Genomic DNA, 22,149 nt, shown 5'->3' with positions numbered 1-22,149 from the left:
CCTCTCTTGATGAAACAGAAAAAACCGCCTAATTGGCGGTCTTCCCTCTTGTCAGCTCCATACATCTTTTACATATCTATTATTATTCGCAAGGGTTGTCAGCCAATTTTCAGCTGCTTCCTTCGAACATTGTTTCTCGTGTTGATAGAGGTCGATCAGTGTAGCCTCTACATCTGGTGCCATGACTTTTCCGTCCCCGCACACGTAAAGATACGCACCTTGGTCAAGTAACTTGATCAGCATGTCGCCGTTTTCTTTCAACAAATGCTGGACATATACTTTTTGCTCTTTGTGACGAGAATAAGCCCGGTGGATGTGGACAACTCCTTTTTGCGCTGCAAGCTGCATTTCTTCAAAATACAGATCATCTTCATGAGGGTGACGGCAGCCAAAATATAGGTGAGCTTCGCCTAGTGGCTTGCCTTCCTTCTGCCATACTTCTCTTGCCTGAACAAACCCTCTAAATGGAGCGATTCCTGTACCCGGTCCGATCATGATCATCGGTACTTCAGATGAAGGCGGCAGCTGGAATCCTGCCTGCGCTTCGTGGAGGAAGCAGGCGACTTCTTCTCCTTCCTGCAGACCGCATAAATAGTTTGATGCGACTCCGGCATATTCTCCGCGGCCGCTCCACGCTTTCCCTTTCACAACCGCCACTGTGATACTGACTCTTTTTTCATCGACCTTTGGTGAGCTAGAAATAGAATAATAGCGCGGCTTCAAACCTGGTAAAAGTGCTAAAAAGTGCACAAATGACAGCTCACATGCTTCATATTGATCTAGTAAGTCAAGCATGGTTACTCGTTTCTTTAAAATAGCTTCTTGATACGCTTCACCAGCCATTTGCTCAAGCTCCACGCGGTGAGGCGGACAAACTGTATATGCGGCGAGCTCTCTTAGCTGCGTACGTGTTGCAGGCTCTTGAAGCTCAACATGCGACGCAAGTAATTCTCTCATTTGAATCGGCTGATCTAAAGGTAAATGATTTGCTTTTTTCTCAGAAGAAAGCTTGATGTGCTGCTTAGGATCTAGATTGAAGCGATTGATCACCCGCTGAACGAGTGCATCACTATTTTTCGGAACAATTCCGATATGATCCCCTTCTTTGTACTTTTTCCCTTCAGGCAATTGCAGCTCTATATGTCTTGTTTGCCGCTCACTTTTTTCAGATTGTAATTCTTCATTTTTCAGTACAACAGCTGAAAAGGCACCATATGTTTTCGCCACAGGACGTTCTACTAGCTCATTGGTATAAGCAACTGATAGCTTTGGGTTTTCTTTACCTTTTTCTTGGAAGGTGAGCTTAAATTCTTTTGCGAGCTGCTTGAAGACCGTTTTCTGAAATGCTTCTTTATCCTCATCCATATCTCCGCCTGCATCACCTTCTCCTAAATCAGCTGCACGCTTCGCACCTTTTCTTTCAAGTGCTTCATCAATGAGACGAGGAATACGCTGGTACGTACTCGCCCAATTTCGATCTCCGCATCCAAACACAGCAAACGTCACGTTTGTTAAATCCTGCTCTTTATCCTGCGTGACCCAATCCACAAATTTTTTCGCATGGTCAGGCGGATGTCCATTATATGAAGCGGTCACGATGAAGACTGCACCCTTATCTGGTAATTGACGTGTATAGTCATCAAGCGGAGCAGTGGTCACATCAAACCCTTTTGCTTTTCCTTCTTCAGCCAATTCGTTTGCGATTTGCTGCGCTGTGCCAAGATTTGATCCATATAAAACAAGCAATGGTGTACCATGACTCTCCACTTTTGACTCATCAGATTTTGTGCTTTTTTTCGCCTCTTCTTTCGGTGGTGCCATAAAGAGTTGCTGCTTTCTTGGCCGCACTTTGATTTTAAAATCGTTTGGCTTAATCGTCAGAGATTCTTTTAAATCAAGTTCATATGATGTGTGATCAATCAATTCCAGGTTGTGCAGGACCATTGCCAGTACCATTGTGGCTTCATGAAGGGCGAATTGCATGCCGATACATGCACGCTGTCCATTCCCAAAAGGCTTGTAGGCATGCTGCGGGATCTTTTCAGGGTGTAGAAACCGCTCTGGTTTAAATTCTTCCGCATCCTCTCCCCATACCGCTTGATCACGATGTAACTTAGGTAGCAGCACGGAGACACTTTGGTTCTTTTTAATCGAATATTTCCCTCCGATGACGGTGTCCTCTTTCGCATAAAAAGAGAACGTAGGCGCTGTTGGCCAGAGGCGAAGAGATTCATTTAAAACCATACGTGTGTAATTTAGTTTTTGTACCTGCTTAAATGTTGGCAGTCCGCCTTGCAGCACATCATCTGCTTCTTGGACAGCTTTCTTTAATTTTTCAGGATTCTTTAATAAGAAATAAATCGCAAAGGATAGCAGCCCGCTTGTTGTTTCGTGCCCAGCTATTAAGAAGGTAATGATTTGATAGCGAATATTTTCATCTGACAGGCGCTCTCCTGTTTCAGGGTCCTTTGCATGCAGCATGAGGGACAGTAAATCATCGCCCGTTTTATCTTGTTTTTTCCGTTCTTGAATAATGTCATCTACTAATTGCTTCATAAAATCGACATTTTCTTCAAATTTTTTTCTTCTTTTGATCATTAGCTTATCTGCAACCGGCAACCGGCTCGCCTGATCCATCGCTTCGCTTAAACCATTCACCATACTTTCGATGAATGGATGCTGATTTTCTTTATAAAAACTGTTAAACCTGAAATCAAAACCACAAAGTCCGATCGTATCTAAAGTAAGCTTTGTCATATCCTCTGCTACTTCAATTTCTTCATCACGGCCTGTTCTTTGCCATTTTTGTACAAGCTGTGTGGCAATATCGAGCATCATTTCATGATAGCCCTTCATGGCCTGCTGACTAAACGCCGGCATCAAGATGTGGTGAGCCTTTCTCCAGTTCGGTTCTTCTGTCCAGCTCGTAAATAACCCATCCCCTGCAAATGCTCTTACTTTATTGAGACTAGTCCCAATGTATTTATCAAAACGGCTCTCATCACATATTTCTTGGAAAAGTTCATGATTAGAAACAAAAATACTTGTTGCTTTTGAAAATTCAAACTGAAAGATCGGTCCTAATTCATCTGCCAGCCGCCAAAAGGTTTGAGAAAGCTCCCCCTTTTTGATATGGGGAATATTTTTAAAAGGTCCGTATGTTTTTGGTTTTGGAATGATTGATGTTTGTTGCATGTGCCCACTCCTTTTCATTCATTAAGATGCGACGCTGATAGCGCGCCATAAACTTTGCTCAATGTCCTCTAGAAATTCAATCGTTGGCTCTATTTCTTCTGCAAGAATTTGTTTATGCAGCTGTACAAAGGCACCAAATACAATCGATAAAATGGTTCTACCTGAAAGATTTGGATGAATCCCATCCTTTTTCCCTTCTTCAAAGATAAGGAATAGCTCATGTAACAAATGCTGCATTTTCTCTTTGCTCGTCTCGTCTAAGTAATGGGATCGTTTATCAATTTCTAAGAAATATAGCCCGCTTGGATTCTCCTTTGTAAATAAAACCAAGCAATAAAATACATGCTTAAAGTACGCCCGAATACTCGCCTTTGGATCTGGACTGTTTGTGTTCATTTTTTCGATAAATGCAGAAAGGCTGCGCTGGTACAAAATATTGACGAGTGCCTCTTTACTGTCGAAATAACGGTAAATGGTTCCCGCTCCGACGCTTGCTCTTTTTGAAATCATTGGCATCGTGGTCCCATCAAAGCCCCGTTCAATAAATAAGTCTAGTGAAGCCTTCATGATCTGTTCTTGTTTATCAGTCACTGCTTGCACTTCATCCCCTCCTCGCCACAGGAATGAACGTTCATTCCGCAAACGGTATATTATATTAATATTTTAATTTGTTCTATATACACTTAAACACATTTATTTTTTTCCGTCATCACATTTTCTGAAAATAATAATAATTGAGAAATGATGCCTAGTCAGACAGCATCCAAACGACTTATAAACATTGACGGATATGTGTCATGCGGATGACCTCCGCACTATACCTTCATTCTTGATCAATCGGAGAGTGAATGTGGTCGTCATATGTATCAATATATAAGCTGCCATTACTTGAACGGACTGCGTATACAATGTCCTTTAAGGAGAGCTGCCTTTTCTTAAGCTCTTCATCTATCCACTCCACCGTTAATTGATTTTCATGAATGTTTTTCAAAATGAGCTTTCCGTCCATGATCACTTCAATAGGCATGTAGCCCTCTGCCTTCATATACAATTGAAGATCCTTTCGAGTGACATTTTCAAACGAAGGATATTTTTTCACTGACATATGTCCATCTGTTTCAATTATGGCAAATTCAACTTCGCTAATATCAAAAATGTCTTTTTCTCTCAGCTGCTGATTTAAATAATCAAGGGTATATCTCATTCCCTTCATATTCTCTTCAAGAATTTTGCCATTTTGTATGACAAGGGTTGGTTTACCGGCCATAAATCCTCTCAATTTTCGGCTCCTTAAAGCAATGAGCGAAATCACATAAATGATCATGACAAGCGTGACAAAGGAAATCGTCGTGTGATGAAACGGAAGCGTTGTATTAAACGCGAGACTCGCCGCAATTGAACCTAAGCTAATGGCTGCTATAAAATCAAAAATATTCATTTGTGCTATGGTTTGCTTTCCAAGAAGACGTGCTCCACCAAATAAAATCGCAAAAGCAAACATCGTCCGTAAAATGACTTCAATATGGTCAGGCATGTAAGGGTCCACCTTTCAATTGCATCAAAAAAAGCCTTTTCCTTAGAAAAGACTCCTTTTTAGACTATGCATTTATTCCATCATTATTCAATTGGGCTGCATCGCTTTGCTCAAAATGTGAGCGCAGCTCAATAATGGAGCTATTTCTGACAGCATTGGCATCTTGCTCAAGAAGCCACGTATAAAATCTAGCTTGCTCCGCTGTTTGCAATGCCTGCATATATTTATGCGTGGAACGCTTCTCTGCAACGCGCTGTTTGATCGCGCGCATCTGCTTCCAGAATTGATAATAAGGAAGCTTGAGCTTGGTCATCAAGCCGCGATCATCCTCAATGACATATCCCTCTTCTTTGATCGAGTCGTCATGAGAAACGGCCTGATACCATTTATAAAAAGACGTCCAATCATGGAACACAGCCACTTCCTGCTTGCTGGATATTCCAAGCTGTTCGCTTACTCTTTTCACTTCAGTAAATGGTGCCTTTTCATAGCTTAGCTGACGCTTCACTATATCAAGCAAAATGAGTTGATCATGATCATATGTGATAATATGTGGGTCTTTCTCTGGCAAAATGACTTCAAACACAAGAGATGCATTGTGGTCACGTACGTATGATTTGATGTAGTCGACCTGCACGTCTCCGAAGGTCTGATAGAATAACTCCTCGACCCAGGAAGCATGCTGATTTTGTTTCACATGAGATGTATACGATTTGGACGTAAACACCAATTCATCTTCCATTTCGTTATACCCAACCGTCCCTAAATATCCATTTGCTTTATCGTAGACGGTGACAGGAAATTGAAGGTGGTTCACTAGATGATGCATTTTTGTCTCCGGACGCTCATCAATGTTAAAAAATTTGTTGTAGCTTCTTGAAACAATCTGCTTTGACACCATATTGACAAACAAACCTCTTGCCTTCACATTCACATCATCCCACTGCCGTTCACTAAACGCTTTTTTCGTAAAATTAAAAGATGAAATATGGTGCGGAAGCTTTAATTCCTGTACATACTCATGCTGATCTAAGTGAGCTAAAAAGTCATCTAGTGAGATATCTGGTTGAATAGTGGCTGATGGTTTTTTCTCAGAAGCTCTATAGATTGGGTTGTCAATTTCATGAGTCTCAATCCCGTCAGCTGTGATTTTCAACACTCTCAGCTGTCCCCCGAATTCAACCTGGCCTTCTAGATTATAAGACCTTTCCGCTGCTTGAATAGGCAGCCTGTATAAATTGCGATGCCCGTGAATTTGAATGACATCTAATCCAGCAGTATTTTGAACAAACAAATGATCAATGTCATCTGAATATTCACCTACACCGTGGATGAGTTGCTGTGTTGAGACATGCAATAGCTCTTCTGGCAAATGAGCAAGCCCCCCGTGGGTAACAAGAAATGTCTTGCCATGGTACGTAAAATAAGTAAGCTGATGAAATGTCCTAACAAACTTTCGTACTTCTTTTAAATCAAAGTCTGCTGCTTCAATCTCAGGTGCAGTATGCCGGTTAAACATATTACTTCTTACTTTTTCACCATGTGCAAACCGGTATAAATGCTGATCATGATTTCCCTCAATCACGATGACATTCCGGCATTCTCTATGTGCGAGCATCCATTCTAATACTTCCTTGTTTTCTATACCTCTATCAAGCAAATCACCTGCAAAGATATAAAGTTCATTTTCTTTAATATCTCCTTGCAAATAGGTGGTCAGAGCGGTATGACAGCCGTGAATATCTCCAAAAACATGAATGGCCTCATATTGATCGAAGGATCGAGGCTGATAGGTCATCACTTGCGGATATTCCTCAGGCTGCAAGACAGTCACCCATGATGGGACCTTTTCTGTTTTTAACCGCTCATTCATTTGATATAAAACAGACTCCCGCACAACTTTGTGAGCTTCCCGTGAGCGATTTTGCAATAGAGCTGTTTCAAGCGGCACCTGCGTGAAATCGACGACATACACCCTGTAACGATACGATGTGGTCAGCGATTTATATTGAGATATCGATTTGCTTGAAATATGCGTGGCATCAATCACAGTAAAGTCTCCGCGTTCCATACGTGCTGTAAGCAATTCAAATAATAAAGACCAGACTTTGTGGTCATGCTTGCTTGAAATTTCTGGTTTCCCATTGACAGATAACTGCGGAGGCTGGGTCAAAAGACGAATCTGATCCGCTGATAATGTGTAAGGCTCTAAGCCTTGGGCTTTGATCCAAGTTGATTTCCCTACGCCTGGGAGACCTCGTAAAAGGACTAAAGTTCTCATATTGGTTCTCCTTTAACAAGTGATATTTTACCTATTATAGATAAATGATGGATAAATCTCAATCTTTTATCGATTATGGTAATATATAGATAGAAAGGGAGGTTTTACGTATGTCTAATGGGGAGAATATGGCATTTAATATTGGTGATCTTCTATTTCAAGTGTTCTCTCTTCTATTCATTGCTGCTATCGTGACGATCATTGTCATCGCTTTTCGAATGATCAGAAGAAAACGAATGGAATTGAAGAAGGTTGAGGAAAGATTGAACAAAGTGATTGAAAAAAACGATTTAAAAGAGTAAAAAATCCGGAATTTAACCGGATTTTTTTTGTTTCATCACAATCCCTTGCCGCTGCTGCATCAAAAAGAAAAAGACGCCTAAAAGGACAAGAAAACCGCCACACATTTGGAGCAGCGTGACTTTCTCTCCAAGCAGCCATACAGCAAGAATCGTGGCTCCAACAGGTTCGCCAAGGATACTCATTGAAATGGTTGTGGCATTGACATAGGTTAAAAGCCAATTATTAATGACATGAGACATGGTGGGAATGATCGCAAGCAATAAAAAGATTCCCCACTCTTTACCCGGATAGCCTGTAAAAGGCGTTTGCTGAATCAAATTGAATAAAATTAAAAAAAGACCGGCAAAACCAAACACACAAAAACTATAAATCCAATGAGATATCTTTCTGACAGCCTGTTGACCTATTAATAAATAACAAACAACCGCGATCACACTTAAAAAGGATAAAAAGTCTCCTAGGATGGCTTCCTGGCTATGACCTATGTCTCCCCACCCAATCATAAGTGCACCAACAATTGCGGCACACATCGTCAAGAGTGCAGGAAGCGTGGTTCGTTCACGGAAAAAGAGAAAGCCGCCTAATAAGGAGACCATCGGCTGAAGGGCGATGATAATAGTAGAGCTTGCCACAGTCGTCAGCTTCAGTGAGCCAAACCACAACACAAAATGGAGTCCTAAAAAGAAGCCTGACATACATAAGAAAAACCAATCTCTTCGCTGAATCGAGAGAAATTCTTTTTTTCGTGGCAGAATAAACGGCAGCATAAAAATCGCGGCAAAGATCATTCGATACATGCTTAAAATAGCAGCAGGTGCATTTGACCATTTCACAATGATAGCAGAAAACGAAATGGCAATAATTGAAATCACAAGCGGTAGTGCAATTGATTTCTTTTGAGCAGTTGACTTCATGTCCATAAGCAGCTTCCTTTACATCAGCAGTAGATGAGAAGTTCATCTTGTATGTCGTCATCTTACTATGTCCAATCCGCTAGAGGCAAGATGATTTTAAAACTTATGTACGCTTTTTTGCATGAAAAAAGGCTTTCTTCTCGAAAGCCCTATTCATCATCTATCAATAGATAAACCGCCCGAACTGGACCATGAACCCCTACTACTAAATTCATCTCGATATCCGCAGAGTTACTCGGACCTGATATGAAATGAATAGCACCTTTCGCCTGCTCTCCCTCCTCTACTGAGCGATTAAGAGCCGAAACAGCTTGAATCATCCGCGGAACCACCGTGCTTTTTTCGATACACACGATATACATCATCGGTAAAAAATGGAGCGCTCTTCCTTGGCCCTGATGGGATGAAAGGACGACTGTACCTGATTCTGCTAAGGTGTAATCACTGAATACAACCGAATACGCCGCTTGCTCTGCCAGCCTGATATTTTCTTCCCTTGAAGCCTCAGCATTCCAACTGGTGACTGCGAATCCTTCGTGCTGCAAGGTGTCAAACATCGGATAAAATCCATATTGTTCAAAACGATGATCGCCCGATGTCATCACAGAACCCTCTCCATACTCTGTCATCAATGATCGTAATACAGAGGGCGCTTCCTCTGGTGTTGTTTCGACCACTCTTGTATGAATTCGTTGACATTGCACCTTCAATTGCTCGACTAGCTCTTCTTTAGACAAAAGTCCGTTTGTTTCCCACTGAACTTGATGCTTCCAAACTGGACGCTGAATAGATGCAGACGAGGAGGAATCTTTCCCTAATTGCTTACGGATATGAGCTAAAAACGATTCTCGGTGAGAAATGGTTCCCTTCATCACTGTTCCTCCTTCTGTCTCTTTTTAAACCAATCCCTGAATCTTTCTTTACTTGGAGCTGGCAGGTCACGAATATCTGTCCAATTCTTTAAAGGACCTATTCCTTTTGAAATCTGTCCGTTTGAAGCCATACGATTCATCAATACAGGAGCTGCTTTTGTTCCGAATTGATACATCCCGGGAGTCGAAGCGCCCATTCCGAACATTTTCATCGCCATCATTTCAGCTTTAGACGCTCTCCCCTCTTTTTCCACGATGACTTGACGATGTTTTATTAATAACTCGTGAAGCGGGATCTTTACTGGACAAGCATCTGTGCAGGCCGCGCAAAGGCTGGATGCAAAGGGGAGCTCTTGGTAGTCATCATAGCCGCCAAGAAGCGGCGATAAAACAGCACCAATTGGCCCCGGATAAATCGATCCGTATGAATGTCCGCCCACATGCCGGTAAACTGGGCACACATTGATGCAGGCTGCGCACCTGATACATTGGAGAACAGGCTGAAAGGCAGTACCTAATATATTGGACCGCCCATTGTCCACAATGACCAAGTGAAATTCTTCTGGTCCATCCACTTCTTCTTCTCCTTTTGGTCCAACGACAGAAATGTAACTCGTTAATTTCTGACCGACTGCACTTCTGCACAAAAGACCAACGAGGACATCCAGCTCCTCCATCGTTGGAACAATCCGTTCCATGCCCATAACGGCGATATGTGTCTTCGGGATAGCCGTGACAAGATCCGCATTCCCTTCATTTGTCACAAGGCAAATGGAACCTGTATTGGCGACAGCAAAATTACAGCCGGTGACACCAATATCTGCTTCGAGGAACTTTTCACGTAAGATGGCTCTCACAAAACTCGTCATATCTTCAGGTGTCTCTGACATCTCATATCCGAGCTTTTCGTGAAAGACTTCTCGTATTTGTTCTTTCGTCATATGAAGAGCAGGTGCCACAATATGTGAAGGAGGTTCATGATCATCTACTTGCAGAATATACTCGCCAAGATCGCTTTCCACCACCTCACAGCCGATCTCTTCAAGGGCTTGATTCATTTCAATTTCTTCTGTGACCATTGATTTTGATTTAACGATCTTTTGGGCCGCCTTTTTCTGTGCCACATGTTGAATATACGCCGATGCCTCTTCCTTTGTTTTTGCAAAAAAGACATGTCCTCCGCGTGCACTAACACTTTCACTTAACTGGTATAAGTAGTCATCAAGATGCGTCAGCGTATGCTGGCGGATTTCCTCGCCAAGCTCACGCCACTTTTCCCAATTGCCAAGCTCTTCGCTCGCAGCTAGCCGCCTTTCATACAGGCGTTCCTGTGCTGAGGAAACAGCACCTCTCATGACTTTATCTTCTAACCCTTCCCCGATTCGTTCTTTAAAGGCCTTCTCTCCAATTTTCATACTCATGTGCCGTTCCCCCTCTTAAAGTCAGCGGCTATTTAATACCTCTGCGATATGCATCACTTGAATGGGCTTATCAAGACGATTCAGCCTCCCGCCAATATTCAGCAGGCAGCCGCAGTCAGCACCAATGATGTATTCAGCTTGTGTCTCCTCTATGCTTTGGACTTTCTCATCGACCATTTGCTCAGAAATAGGAGTCATTTTTACTGAAAAGGTTCCTCCAAATCCGCAGCAATTTTCGGCGCGCGACAATGGTGTCATCGTCAAATCTTTGACATTTGACAACAGTGTGAAAGGGGCTTCCTTAATTCGCAGCAGTCTCGTCATATGACAGGATGTGTGATAGGTTGCGTTTCCTTTCAGGCTCGCTCCGACATCTGTGACGTGTAATATATCAACAATAAACTCGGTTAATTCATATGTTTTCTCAGCAAGTGCCTTAGCTTTTGCTGACCACACTGGGTCTTCTTTTAAAAGATGAGGATATTCTAAAAACATCGCCTTACAAGAACCTGACGGCGTCACGACATATTCAGCTGATTCAAAGGCTTTGATCATGTTTTTTGCTGCTTTAATGGTTTCTTTTGTATAGCCGCTGTTAAAGGCTGGCTGCCCGCAGCACACTTGTGCCTCTGGAAATTCCACTTCTACACCGAGCCTTTCTAATACTTCCACTGTGGCCTTTCCTACATTTGGCTGCATGGTGTCAATTAAACAAGTAACGAATAAATGGACTTTCATCGGCGAACTTCCCTTCTTTGCTGCAATTTGATTCATCAATTTGGTCATCTGATGACGAAATAACAGGCCTTATTTTCATTTTAATCCCAAATTTCTGAAATTTCAACGAGGTGATTTGTCTAAATTTGGACATATGGCTCGTGTAGCTTGAATGAAAAAAAAACGCCCTTTTGATAGGACGTTTGAGAAAATTTATTTTGTAATCATTTCACGAATTTTTTCGTCGATAGGAGTGAGATGGCCTAATTTTTCTTTATGTTCTCAATTCTTTTTTCGAAAGAGGGATGACTTTCACGCCATTCAGACTTTTTTCCATAATCTCCATCTTCTTCTTCAATAAGGCTGCTTAATTTAATCAAAGTATTGAGATACAGTGTTTTATTCCCAAGGTGGAAAACAGCAAAGTTATCAGCCTGAATCTCAAATAACCGGCTGATTTTCTTTGGCAGCCATTCCGTAATGAAGATCATGAGAATTACTCCTACTGGGAAAATAAGAACATATTGCCACCATCCGTTAGCAAGCATAACCTGTCTGGCATAATACATACTGATGCCCATAAATAATGTTACGATCAAAGTTAGAAACATGGTATAATGCGCATGTTTTAACTTCGCATGCCCCATTTCATGGTATAAGATGGCACGAATTTCATCTTTTTCAAACTTATCTAACAACCCTTCTGTCACATACACATCAACTCTTCTTTTAAATGGAAGTTTAAATGAATATATCCAGGCATTCACATCCTGTTTTGAGTCTTTTTTCACCCAAATATTCACCTTTTGGTTTGTCTTATACTCAATATCCTTGCGAATATACATGAATGCTTCTGTATTCAAAACTTCATATTTGTTTATTATTTTTTGAATGATTGAGTAACCAAAAATAAATAATATGATTAGGGCGAAGTACCAACCACAGAATAGAAAAAGGTTATCCATGATCTTCGCTTGAAATGACAAAGGAAGTAATAAATAAGATCCGAAATATAACAAGGATAATGTGGCAGCACCAAACAAAACGACTTGCTCCCTAACATTCATTAAAAACGAATTTCCTGACGCACCTTCATTCTCTTCTAAACCTTCAGGCGTATCTTTTGTAGTATACTCAAATGAATAAGCTGTCAATAAGACTGACAGGAAACTAGGTACAAGTATAGAGAGAATGATGCTTAATACATAAGAGCCTGTTATTGATAGCGCATATCCCATTAAGAAAAAATAATTTAATCCCAAGGGAAGAAAAATGGCTAGAACAAAGGGAATAAATAATGTGAATAGGTTTTTCATAGATTCATGAAGATTAAAAAATAAAAATAACATAGCTGGAAAAACAATTCCTATTAAAGTAATTAATATAATATATGTGGTATTATGCTTAAAACTTGTTTTGACCTTAGTACTTTCTGTTAGATTCGTTAGATTGTATTTAGAGAAAAAAGGATTTTGCGCTACCTGCTCCATCTTAATTTTATCATCATGAATAAGTACAAAACCACTTCTTAGAAAAACCATTGCTTTTTCTTTCATTAATTTGTTAGTTTCAATCGTGCTAACTCTATTCCTAGATGAAATCTCCGTGAAATTTACTTGCTTTCCCCCCAATTGAAAGGCTGCTTCTGAACGATCTTTGGAGTCATCATCTTGATAGGTTAATAAAAAATCACCCTGATAAAGAGAATGGGAGATTAATACTTTTGGATTGTTAGCTTTGTTCGAATCAAGTAGAACAAAAGGAGAAACAACTGCTGAACGGATACCAACTTCAATCAAAATGACTATTATTGTTATAATGCTTGCAATAAGATAAGAAAGGGAGGCTTTTCGTAACATTTCGTCACATCCTGCTTATGTAGATTTTAAAAGGTTGCATATGTTAAGAAAGAGTAATAACCATTATATACGTCCATTATTCAGAAGAACTAATTGAAAATCTAACCTTATTATTAGCTTCCCTATGCTAGGGTACACCTACTCAATTAAACAGGAAGAATAAACAAATAATAAGCCTAAATTCCATTTTAGTCCCAACTTCCTGCAATTTCAATGAAGTGCTCGTGTAGCTTGAATGAAAAAAACGCCCTTTTGATAGGACGTTTGAGAAAATTTATTTTGTAATCATTTCACGAATTTTTTCGTCGATAGGTGTTAACGGCCGTCCTAATAAGGTTTCGAAATCATGGCTTTCAACGGCTAAGGCACCATCGCGAATTCCGCTTTGAATGGCTTTGACAAATGGCACAGCTTCTTTTGGTACACCATTAGAAGCTAAAAATTCCCCAAATGTGTCGACATCAATTTGCTCCACTTTGATCTCTTTTCCGCTCACCTCACTGACAATGTGAGCAAGTTCAGTGTGTGTCCGAAGAGGGCCTGACAGTTCATATATCTCCTTGTCATGTTTAGAAAGTGTTAACGCATTTGCGGCCGCTTCTGCGTAGTCATTTCTTGTTGCCCAGCCAACCTTGCCATCACCAATTGGACTTAAAAATGGTGCGCCGCTAACGGCTGCTAGTATCGTATCTTTTTCATTTTCTACATACCAGTTGTTTCTTAGAAACACATGAGGAATGCCAGAGGCCACAATGGCTTCTTCAGTTTTTGCGTGGTCGTGTGCAAGGACAAGCTGACTCTCTCTTGCATTCACAACGCTTGTATAAGCAATAAAGGATACACTGGCTGCTTTGGCCGCTTGGATGGCAGCCGTATGCTGCTGCACGCGGTCACCATCCGCAGTTGAAATGATCAAAAGGCGGTCAATGCCTTGAAAGGCTGCCTTAAGGGTGTCTGGCTGAGTAAAGTCTCCGCGGCGTACATCCACCCCGGCTTCCTTTAAATGTGCTGCTTTTTGCGGATCTCGAACACTCACCGCAATTTGTTCAGCTGGTACCTTTTTAAGTAAATGCTGGACGACGAGCGATCCAAGCTGTCCTGTTGCGCCTGTTACTAATAACTTCATAATGTTTGACCTCCTCATTTTGTGATTCACGGTGATGTGCATACGTTATAATCAAAATGGTTACAACAAAAGTGTAAAAAAAGCTCCAATGTATGAGCTTTTTTATTCCGCCTCTGTCAATAATTGCTGAATTGTCACTTGCTTTAGGTGATTCTCAAGTGCAGCTTGTGCTTCTTTTAGTTCATGCCGCAGTCTTGTATCCATCGCTTGACCAATCGGACATGCGATGACTGGCTGATGGAAGTTAAACAATTCTTCATCCTCGCTTACATCGACAGCACGGTACACATCTAACAGCGTGATTTCCTCTGCCGGCCTTTTTAAGTAAGCACCACCTACTCCGCGGCGTATCTCAATGAGACCTGCCCGTTTGAGCATTGCCATCATTTTTCGAACAATGGCTGGATTTGAATTCACGCTCTCTGCAATAAAATCACCTGTACACTCTTTTGGAACACCTGCAATAAATGACACAATATGAACAGCAATCGGATACCTGTTGCTAATTTGTTTCACAATCTTTCACCACCGTTGTAATCAATATAGTTACAACGAGTGATTTTGTCAATCAATAAACGGATTTTTCTTTCGATCCCAGTCCTCATATGTCATGATATCGTAGTCTTCTTCTGTATCAAGCTCAAGCGGGGCAATGCATTCAAGCAGATTTCCATCTGGGTCAAGAAAATAGATCGCTGCATGAAATTGCGGCGGATTATCGAGAACTAAAGGCTGCTTCTCTTCTGAAAAGCCAAACATTGGGTGAATGCTGATGCCTTTTTCAACCAGCCAAGCCTTGATTTGTTCGATACTAGAGGTTGTAATTTGAAAAGCAACGTGCCGTGTCGAGGGATGATATGGGAAGTCATTGATATCTACTTTCCACAAGCCAAGCCAGCTCTTCCCTTTCTCAATCCATAAAAAAGCAACTCGTTCATTTGCGTGAGCAAGTGTCAATTCCAATTTTTCATAAAACGCAATAGATGTCTTTAAGTCACTCACAGGTAAATGGGCTTCATACAAACCTTTTATCATCATCAAAATCACTCCTTTTCTACCTTCTATTCTGCGGGAATTGATGAGATTCTGCCTCAGCAAAACGATGTATTTTATCCCCTTCATTGGTTTGAGAAGAATGATATGTTTGATCGATTACATATGGGGGAAGTTGTTCAAATAAAAGAAAGGAGCGCTTTATATGCCTTGGACGATGAATGATTATCCTGCTTCATTTAAATCATTAGACAACGTCATTCGAAAAAAAGCGCTTGAGATTGCGAACAAAATGATGCAGGAAGGCTATGACGAAAGTAGAGCCATCCCAATTGCAATCAGTCAAGCGAAAGAATGGAAAAAGAACGCAACGGAGAAAGAGATCGAGAATGTCTCAGCTCATGGTTCTGTCACGCCATCTAAAGACAGCAGTTCCGCAAGACCAGAGCTTATGGATCATGCGCAGCATGTCGTCAAACACGAAGAAGGCTGGGCGGTTCAAACAGAGAAAGCAAAACGAGCAAGTGAGGTCAAAGAAACGAAACAAGAAGCCATCGACCGGGCAAGTGAGATTGCATCTAATAAAGGGACTTCTGTTGTTATCCATAGAAAAGATGGGAACATTCAGGATGTGTTAAAACCGCAGTAAGACCGCTCAAAAGCGGTCTTATTTTATGCATTCTTTTCTTTTTTCGCTGGTGCTTTTCTTTTTTTAGGTGCTGTCTTTTTCGCTTTGGCTGGTTTTGATCGGTCGATTGAAGCCTGTAGAGCTGCCATTAAATCGGTCACATTGGATGCAGGATCTTTTTTGCCTGTCGTTTCTGGCTGAACTGTATGTTCTCCAGATATTTTATCTCCAATTAAATTCATCAGCTGTTCTCTGTATTCATCCTGATAGGCAGCTGGATCGAAAGTTGTGGTTAATTGCTCGATTAAAAGAAGCGCTGTATCTAACTCCTTTTTTACAATGTTTTCTTCTTGGGGGATATTCGGTACATCTGATACCTGTCTAATTTCATCAGGGAAATGAATGGTTTCCATCAGTAAAATATGTTCATAGCATCTAACGATTGCTAATTGCTCCTTTGAGCGGATCATAATCTTTGCCACACCAATTTTCCCCGATTCCTCTAAAGCTTTTCTTAATAATGAATAAGCCTTCGCTCCGCCGGTATCTGGTGATAAAAAGTAACTTCTTTCATAATAGATTGGATCAATCTCTTCTATCTTCACAAAATCAATGATTTCAACGGCTTTTTCTTCATTTTCTTTTCGCAGTTTTTCAAGCTCTTCCTCGTCCAATTCAATAAATTTATTTTTCGCATATTCATACGCCTTCACAATTTGTTCTGGCGCTACCTCTTCACCGCAATTGGCACATACTTTCTTGTAGTTAATGGGCGTGTGACACTCTTTATGCAGCTGCCTTAATTTAATGTCTTTGTTCTCTGTAGCGGTAAACAGCTTCACTGGAATATTGACTAGTCCAAAGCTAATGCCGCCTTTCCAAACTGTATGCATCGCGTCGCCTCCGTTCTTTTCTCCTTACTATGCAATGTTTTCGTTAGACTTATGTATGTGAATGAAAATTTCATCCCACTCTAAGAACACATTATACGAGGAAGTGACATGCACAAATGAAACCTATGCGATTAACGACTGCACATGAGGTTCCTACCGGTGCAGACTGGGTGTATGAATTAAAATATGACGGCTTTCGAGCCATTCTGACGTGGGAGCAAAACAAAATTCATTTAGAAAGCAGAGCCGGAAAACGATTAAATGAACAGTTTCCTGAGGTGATTGAACAGTGCGAACAATTAAGGGATCAGTTTGCTCTTTTTTTACCTCTGACGTTTGACGGGGAATTGGTCTTTTTACTGGATGAACAGCAAAGCGATTTTGCGAGGGTTCAGCAAAGAGGCAGGCTGAAAAACAAAGAGGCGATTAAGCAACAGGCTGAGCGGTTTCCATGTCATTTGATCGCATTTGATCTATTAAGATGCAAAGGGCAATCTCTAATTGATTTACCGTTGATAGAAAGGAAAAAACAGTTACAGCAAGTTTTCCAAGCAGCAAAACTTCCGCCATCTGTACAGCTTGAACACCCTTCCCTTCTTCAACTCATTCATACAGACACAAATCCTGAACATATGAAAAAGCTGATGACGACGTATTTAGCAGAAGGACTCGTTGCGAAAAAAGGAACGAGTAAATGGCACGACAATACCCGGTCAAAAGAATGGTTGAAAGTCAAAAACTGGCGATATGTCTCTGTCATAGTGACTCATTTTGATAAAGAAAATGGCTACTTTCAAGGCTGTATTTATCAAGATCATCAACTCACTGAGGTTGTCCAATTCAAGCATGGATTTTCTAAAGAAGAAGAACAAACGCTTCGTACGCTCTTTCAAACAAAAGGCAAGCAGGCAGGGGCATCAGGATATGAAATCCCACCTTCTATCGTCGCGAGCATTGCTTGTATCTCCTTTGATGGATCCGCCTTAAGAGAGCCGCGTTTTTCTTCCTTTTTACTAGATACTGATCCAACGACGTGTACGTTTCAGCAAATGCTCAAACAGCTATATCCGCTCCCTGCTGTGATTGACATCACTCATCCCGAAAAACCGATTGTGCCAGCTCTTCATCTGAACAAGGCAGATTACTTACTTTATTTAAGACAAGCCGCTCCCTATCTCTTGCCCTTTTTACGTGAAAGACGGCTGACTTTAATTCGGTTTCCTCATGGTGCCGGGGATGAATTCTTTTATCAAAAGTCGACACCTGATTATGCGCCAGATTATGTGTTGACCGATCAAGCTGATGATATTGCTTACACGGTCTGTAATGACCCTCAGACGCTTCTTTGGCTCGGCAACCAGCTTGCAATGGAATTTCATATTCCTTTTGAAACAAGGGATACGAACCGGCCGGTCGAAATCGTCTTTGATTTAGACCCGCCGTCTGTTAACGAGTTTCATCTAGCCATAGAAGCTGCCAAGCGAATCAAAACGCTTTTAGACGGTCTCTTTCTCACAGCCTTTATTAAAACAAGCGGTGGTAAAGGACTGCAAGTTTATATTCCATTAAAGAAAAATGCCTTCACATATGAAGAAACGAGGACATTTACCGCGTTTATATGCCAATTTTTATGTGAACAAGCCCCTGAGCTATTTACTTTGGAACGTCTTAAGAAAAAACGCGGCAAGCGCTTGTATTTAGACTATATTCAGCACGATGCTGGAAAAACAATCATTGCGCCCTATTCACCAAGAGGAAATGAGCTTGGACTTGTAGCAACACCGCTTGAATGGGACGAACTCCATCAAGATGGACTTCATCCTTCTTTGTTTACCATGCCAGCTGTGATAGAGCGTCTAAAGGAAAAAGGCGATCCATTCCGACGCATGAGGCACCTTGCAAATGATGACACTTTCAGACAAGTTTTGCACCGGCTTGAGGACATTATCCCGGCACATAAGATGGACATACGCGGTCATTAAGCGTTACACTTACTCATTAGAGAGTAAGAAAGGGATGACCATTTTGACCGCACATTCATTTCGAAATATAGCACTTATTTTCTTGTGCCTTGCAGCAGGTATTGTGGATGTGATTGGCTATTTGAGCTTAGGGCATGTATTTACAGCCAATATGACAGGTAATATTGTGCTACTTGGCATTGCAGCAGGAAGCTCCTTGCAGCTTACGGCCCTTCATTCCATCACCGCACTGAGTGGATTTGTATTAGGGATTTTACTTGCTGTTGTGATAGGCGGAAAGCATGAGAAAACATTTTGGCCGAAAGCCGTTACACGTATCTTTATCATAGAAGTCCTGATACTGCTTCTATTTGTTCTCATGACCATTTTCCCTTATACACAAGGTGCTTATTTTATGCTCATTATCCTTTTAAGCATGGCCATGGGCCTGCAGACAGCGGCCGCCCGCAAATTAAATGTGGCTGGCATTTCCACAACGGTTCTAACGAATACACTCGCCAACCTATTTGAGGATTTGGCTCAGCGCATTTCACATCGGGAAAAAAGAACAGCTCCCATTCAGCATGTCAGTTTCATGCGAATAGGCTCTATTGTCTTTTACTGCCTAGGTGCTGCATTAGCGGCATACACAGATGCATTCGATCCGTTTATCATCATTTGGCTGCCTATCTCTATCCTAGGGGTCATTGTGATCACTGCTGCATTCAAGCACTTTCATCAATTGAAATAGCCAATCGAAAGATGGCTATTTCAATCTCTGTAATGAAACCACTAATAACTTCTTACATAAAAACCAGGAGGACGCCCCATAATGAACGTGGAGCCGTACGGGTATCCAGAAAATGTCCCAAATCCTCCGTATCCAGGGAAACCGCCTAGACCAGAGTACACACCTGGGCTCACATAATACCCGCCAAAGCCGATATGAGGGCCCACTGCTCCTCCGCTAAAACCGCCTCCGTGAAATCCTCCATACACCCGTGGGTCCATACAATCACCTACCTTCTAGATACACTTCATCTCATCATATGCATGACAAATGGAGCGGTGTTCCCGCTTTTTCTTTTACTTCTATGTACAATAGACCAATTTGAGAAAATTTGAATGAAAAGTCCTGCAAAAAATTAAATTAAGCAAAGAAAGGTGACCTTTTTAACTTGTTGCTCTGCCCTATGTTTATTTAGAATAATGAGGCAGGTAACAAATTTGCACACCCCCTTTGTTGCGAATTCTTCTTATTAAACGTTCTTGTAGCGTTTAATAAGAAGAGCCTATTAAAAGACAAAAAACCCTTGCTGACGATAATCAACAAGGGCAAGAGATAAATGGTGGATTAACCACCAATGATTTTTTCTGCTACTTCGAAAGAACCCGCAACGTTTTGAGTCAGAACTGACGCAGCGATCGCTAAACCTACAACGAATAATACTTTTAAACCTGTTTTCATCTTAAATCAACCCCATTCTTTTCATATGTAAATCCGCTTCTAAACTTTTGTTCAAATAAAAAACAGACTGCTCATAAAGTGCTTGCTTTTCACAATACTTAGCCGCAAAATGTGAAAGCTCTTTTACTTCATGATATTCATTCTTCTCTTCTAACTTTCTTAATTTCTCATCAATTTGTTGAAATCTTTGTGGTGCATTCGTTAAGTAAAGGTCATGGACGATGCCTATTTTCAGCTGAAACACTTCATGAGAAGCATCTTTTATTCTCGCATACGCAGCCTCTATATAGTGGCTTGCACGCTGCTTTTCACCAATCACACAGAGTTCCCGGCTCATCAGATACGTAGAATGGAAAAAGAAATCCGACTCGTAATATTCTTGATGGGACAATGCTTTTTCAAGATGACGTATTGATTCTTTCGGTTTATTCCAAAATGAATATAAAATGGCCACATTGTGATGAAGCTGAGCCAGCATAAAATCATCCTGCTCGCTTGTCAAAACCTCTTCCGCCAAACGATAATTTTCAAGCGCCTCTTCATACCGGCCGATCTCTGTTTGATTCGCCGCTATGAGGGAATATGAAAGTGCCGTTCTTCTTTCATAATGCTTGTGCCGTTTATAAACGTGAAGGGCTCTCCTGATATAGCTTAGTGAGAGCATGATATGACTAAGCCGGTAGTAAAGCCAGGCCACCTTAAAATCAAAATCAGCACGTTCGATCTCACTTGGAATTTTATCTAAGAGCTTTTCAGCACTTTGATACATTTGCAATGCAACCTCGTAATTCCCTTGATGCTGCTCATACACACCCTCATAAAAATCAAAATAGTAGGCAAGGCGGTTAGATAAGTCATCCTCTTTTTTCCCGTGGAGACCTTCCATACTTTTCGTTGAAACACTGCCCTTTTGACCTCTTAAATTGTACATGAGAATGTGATGCCTCTTCTCAAGAAGAGAATAGTACATAAGGATGTCCGCATCATCAATTTCCTCTACTGCTTGTTTCGCTTTAGCAAATAGCCGTTCTGCCTCATCTGCATGATCTTTTTTAATTTCCATGTTCCAGTCATTTAATAATGATGCCAATTCCGCAACAGGAATCTTGCTCATTCTACACCCCCAATCACCTTCAGCTGCATCACATGATTTCACTAAATATGGAACTTCTATTAGCAATTGCTAATTAGTCCATTCGAGATCATTTTAATATGAATCACTTAAATCTTCAATAACCGTTTCCTTTGAAAAAGCTTTTCTTTTTTCTAACCAATGATGTTTGCGTAAAAATTCCGCCTTTTTTCGGTTTTAAAATAAACAATCATCTCGGGATGAAATGAAAAAAGCCCTTTTTGGGGGCTTTTTGTACTTATTCCAATCGTATGATGGTAAGTGCCGCTCCAACAGAACCTCCCCCAAGTAACACCACTGTTGCGACTAAACCGAAAATTTGGAGAGAAATTTGGTTACCTGCTGCAAGTGTTGTAATGAGTGATACGTTGTAGGTAGATGCCGATAAAACGGGTGTTAATATAGAACCGGGAATGGCAGATCCGCTGTTAACCAGCCTTGTTCCAGCAAGTAGCGCTGCATTTGTGTTCACTTGATAAGTGATGAAATAGCGACCCGAGACTGGCACTGTAAAAATCGTATTTCCACCACTTGCCGTAAAACCATCTAAACTCTGATTATTAGGCAAAGAAACCGCTGTCCCGCCTAGGACAACAAGCACTGTACTTCCCGACGTATTAGACGCGTACATTGAGTTAGCGGTTACAATTGTACCGGTTGGACCTGTTGCTCCTGTTACTCCGGTTAATCCTGTTGATCCGGTTGGACCAGTTACTCCCGTTGAACCCGTTGTTCCGGTTGGACCAGTTGATCCCGTTGAACCCGTTGATCCGGTTGGACCAGTTGATCCCGTTGAACCCGTTGAACCCGTTGCTCCCGTCGGGCCAGTTACTCCCGTTGAACCCGTTGCTC

The 22,149-nt window shown here is 41.3% G+C and carries 20 protein-coding genes; 4 read left to right on the top strand and 16 right to left on the bottom strand.

Annotated elements, in window-relative coordinates; genetic code table 11:
- Positions 1 to 51: 51 nt before the first annotated feature.
- The 4 genes from QRN39_RS15455 to QRN39_RS15440 form a co-directional block, all read right to left on the bottom strand.
- Entirely contained in the window at positions 52 to 3,195 is a 3,144-nt protein-coding gene (locus QRN39_RS15455; protein ID WP_284907596.1) for a bifunctional cytochrome P450/NADPH--P450 reductase, read from the bottom strand.
- 21 nt (positions 3,196 to 3,216) lie between these two features.
- The gene (locus QRN39_RS15450) at positions 3,217 to 3,762 is read right to left on the bottom strand and encodes a TetR/AcrR family transcriptional regulator (RefSeq protein WP_327841048.1); all 546 of its coding nucleotides are present in this window, start codon (positions 3,760 to 3,762) and stop codon (positions 3,217 to 3,219) included.
- Between the two features lie 256 nt (positions 3,763 to 4,018).
- Positions 4,019 to 4,729 (bottom strand): DUF421 domain-containing protein, encoded by a 711-nt coding sequence (locus tag QRN39_RS15445; RefSeq protein ID WP_113387033.1) that lies wholly within the window; start codon positions 4,727 to 4,729, stop codon positions 4,019 to 4,021.
- Between the two features lie 64 nt (positions 4,730 to 4,793).
- Positions 4,794 to 7,010, bottom strand: coding sequence for an RNA ligase (locus QRN39_RS15440; protein WP_284907594.1), 2,217 nt, complete (start codon positions 7,008 to 7,010; stop codon positions 4,794 to 4,796).
- Positions 7,011 to 7,120: 110 nt separating this feature from the next.
- Here QRN39_RS15440 and QRN39_RS15435 point away from each other — a divergent pair, with 110 nt between their 5' ends.
- Complete coding sequence (locus QRN39_RS15435; protein ID WP_137054585.1) at positions 7,121 to 7,312, top strand: TIGR00366 family protein; 192 nt, start codon at positions 7,121 to 7,123, stop codon at positions 7,310 to 7,312.
- Positions 7,313 to 7,324: 12 nt separating this feature from the next.
- Here QRN39_RS15435 and QRN39_RS15430 read toward each other — a convergent pair whose 3' ends face one another.
- The 8 genes from QRN39_RS15430 to QRN39_RS15395 form a co-directional block, all read right to left on the bottom strand.
- Entirely contained in the window at positions 7,325 to 8,233 is a 909-nt protein-coding gene (locus tag QRN39_RS15430) for a DMT family transporter (RefSeq protein WP_284907593.1), read from the bottom strand.
- Positions 8,234 to 8,376: 143 nt separating this feature from the next.
- Entirely contained in the window at positions 8,377 to 9,099 is a 723-nt protein-coding gene (locus tag QRN39_RS15425) for a LutC/YkgG family protein (RefSeq protein ID WP_137054586.1), read from the bottom strand.
- Positions 9,099 to 10,520 carry a LutB/LldF family L-lactate oxidation iron-sulfur protein gene (locus tag QRN39_RS15420; protein WP_137054587.1) on the bottom strand — a complete coding sequence of 474 codons (1,422 nt, stop codon included), beginning with the start codon at positions 10,518 to 10,520 and terminating at the stop codon, positions 9,099 to 9,101. The genes QRN39_RS15425 and QRN39_RS15420 overlap by 1 nt, the downstream gene beginning before the upstream one ends.
- 21 nt (positions 10,521 to 10,541) lie before the next feature.
- Entirely contained in the window at positions 10,542 to 11,258 is a 717-nt protein-coding gene (locus tag QRN39_RS15415) for a (Fe-S)-binding protein (RefSeq protein WP_113387071.1), read from the bottom strand.
- Positions 11,259 to 11,500: 242 nt separating this feature from the next.
- A complete protein-coding gene (locus QRN39_RS15410; protein WP_284907592.1) occupies positions 11,501 to 13,096 on the bottom strand; it encodes a M48 family metalloprotease in 1,596 nt (531 codons plus the stop codon).
- 274 nt (positions 13,097 to 13,370) lie between these two features.
- Positions 13,371 to 14,222, bottom strand: coding sequence for an SDR family oxidoreductase (locus QRN39_RS15405; RefSeq protein WP_284907591.1), 852 nt, complete (start codon positions 14,220 to 14,222; stop codon positions 13,371 to 13,373).
- Between the two features lie 102 nt (positions 14,223 to 14,324).
- Positions 14,325 to 14,738: an Rrf2 family transcriptional regulator gene (locus QRN39_RS15400; RefSeq protein WP_251190495.1), complete on the bottom strand. Its 414-nt coding sequence runs from the start codon at positions 14,736 to 14,738 to the stop codon at positions 14,325 to 14,327.
- 48 nt (positions 14,739 to 14,786) lie between these two features.
- Positions 14,787 to 15,260 carry a VOC family protein gene (locus tag QRN39_RS15395; RefSeq protein WP_106028907.1) on the bottom strand — a complete coding sequence of 158 codons (474 nt, stop codon included), beginning with the start codon at positions 15,258 to 15,260 and terminating at the stop codon, positions 14,787 to 14,789.
- 160 nt (positions 15,261 to 15,420) lie between these two features.
- Between QRN39_RS15395 and QRN39_RS15390 the strand changes: the two genes are divergently transcribed.
- Complete coding sequence (locus QRN39_RS15390; protein ID WP_106028908.1) at positions 15,421 to 15,864, top strand: DUF2188 domain-containing protein; 444 nt, start codon at positions 15,421 to 15,423, stop codon at positions 15,862 to 15,864.
- 23 nt (positions 15,865 to 15,887) lie between these two features.
- Here QRN39_RS15390 and ku read toward each other — a convergent pair whose 3' ends face one another.
- A complete protein-coding gene (ku, locus tag QRN39_RS15385; protein WP_058015683.1) occupies positions 15,888 to 16,736 on the bottom strand; it encodes a non-homologous end joining protein Ku in 849 nt (282 codons plus the stop codon).
- Positions 16,737 to 16,852: 116 nt separating this feature from the next.
- Here ku and QRN39_RS15380 point away from each other — a divergent pair, with 116 nt between their 5' ends.
- The gene (locus QRN39_RS15380; RefSeq protein ID WP_284907590.1) at positions 16,853 to 18,718 is read left to right on the top strand and encodes a DNA ligase D; all 1,866 of its coding nucleotides are present in this window, start codon (positions 16,853 to 16,855) and stop codon (positions 18,716 to 18,718) included.
- Between the two features lie 34 nt (positions 18,719 to 18,752).
- Positions 18,753 to 19,448, top strand: coding sequence for a YoaK family protein (locus QRN39_RS15375; protein WP_268458595.1), 696 nt, complete (start codon positions 18,753 to 18,755; stop codon positions 19,446 to 19,448).
- Between the two features lie 41 nt (positions 19,449 to 19,489).
- On the opposite strand, the gene QRN39_RS15370 is transcribed toward QRN39_RS15375, so the two are convergent.
- The 3 genes from QRN39_RS15370 to QRN39_RS15360 all read right to left on the bottom strand — a co-directional run.
- The gene (locus tag QRN39_RS15370; RefSeq protein WP_003212476.1) at positions 19,490 to 19,708 is read right to left on the bottom strand and encodes a hypothetical protein; all 219 of its coding nucleotides are present in this window, start codon (positions 19,706 to 19,708) and stop codon (positions 19,490 to 19,492) included.
- A gap of 458 nt (positions 19,709 to 20,166) precedes the next feature.
- On the bottom strand, positions 20,167 to 21,279 hold the full coding sequence (locus QRN39_RS15365) for a response regulator aspartate phosphatase (protein ID WP_050944915.1): 1,113 nt from the start codon (positions 21,277 to 21,279) through the stop codon (positions 20,167 to 20,169).
- A gap of 256 nt (positions 21,280 to 21,535) precedes the next feature.
- On the bottom strand, positions 21,536 to 22,149 hold a 614-nt coding region (locus tag QRN39_RS15360), incomplete at its 5' end, for a BclA C-terminal domain-containing protein (protein ID WP_481748868.1).

Source organism: Bacillus sp. lyk4-R2A-2 (assembly GCF_030209735.1).
GTDB classification, from domain to species: Bacteria; Bacillota; Bacilli; order Bacillales; family Bacillaceae; genus Bacillus; species Bacillus pumilus.
Note: the sequence above shows the minus strand (reverse complement) of the source record. Positions and strands in the feature narration are given on the sequence as shown.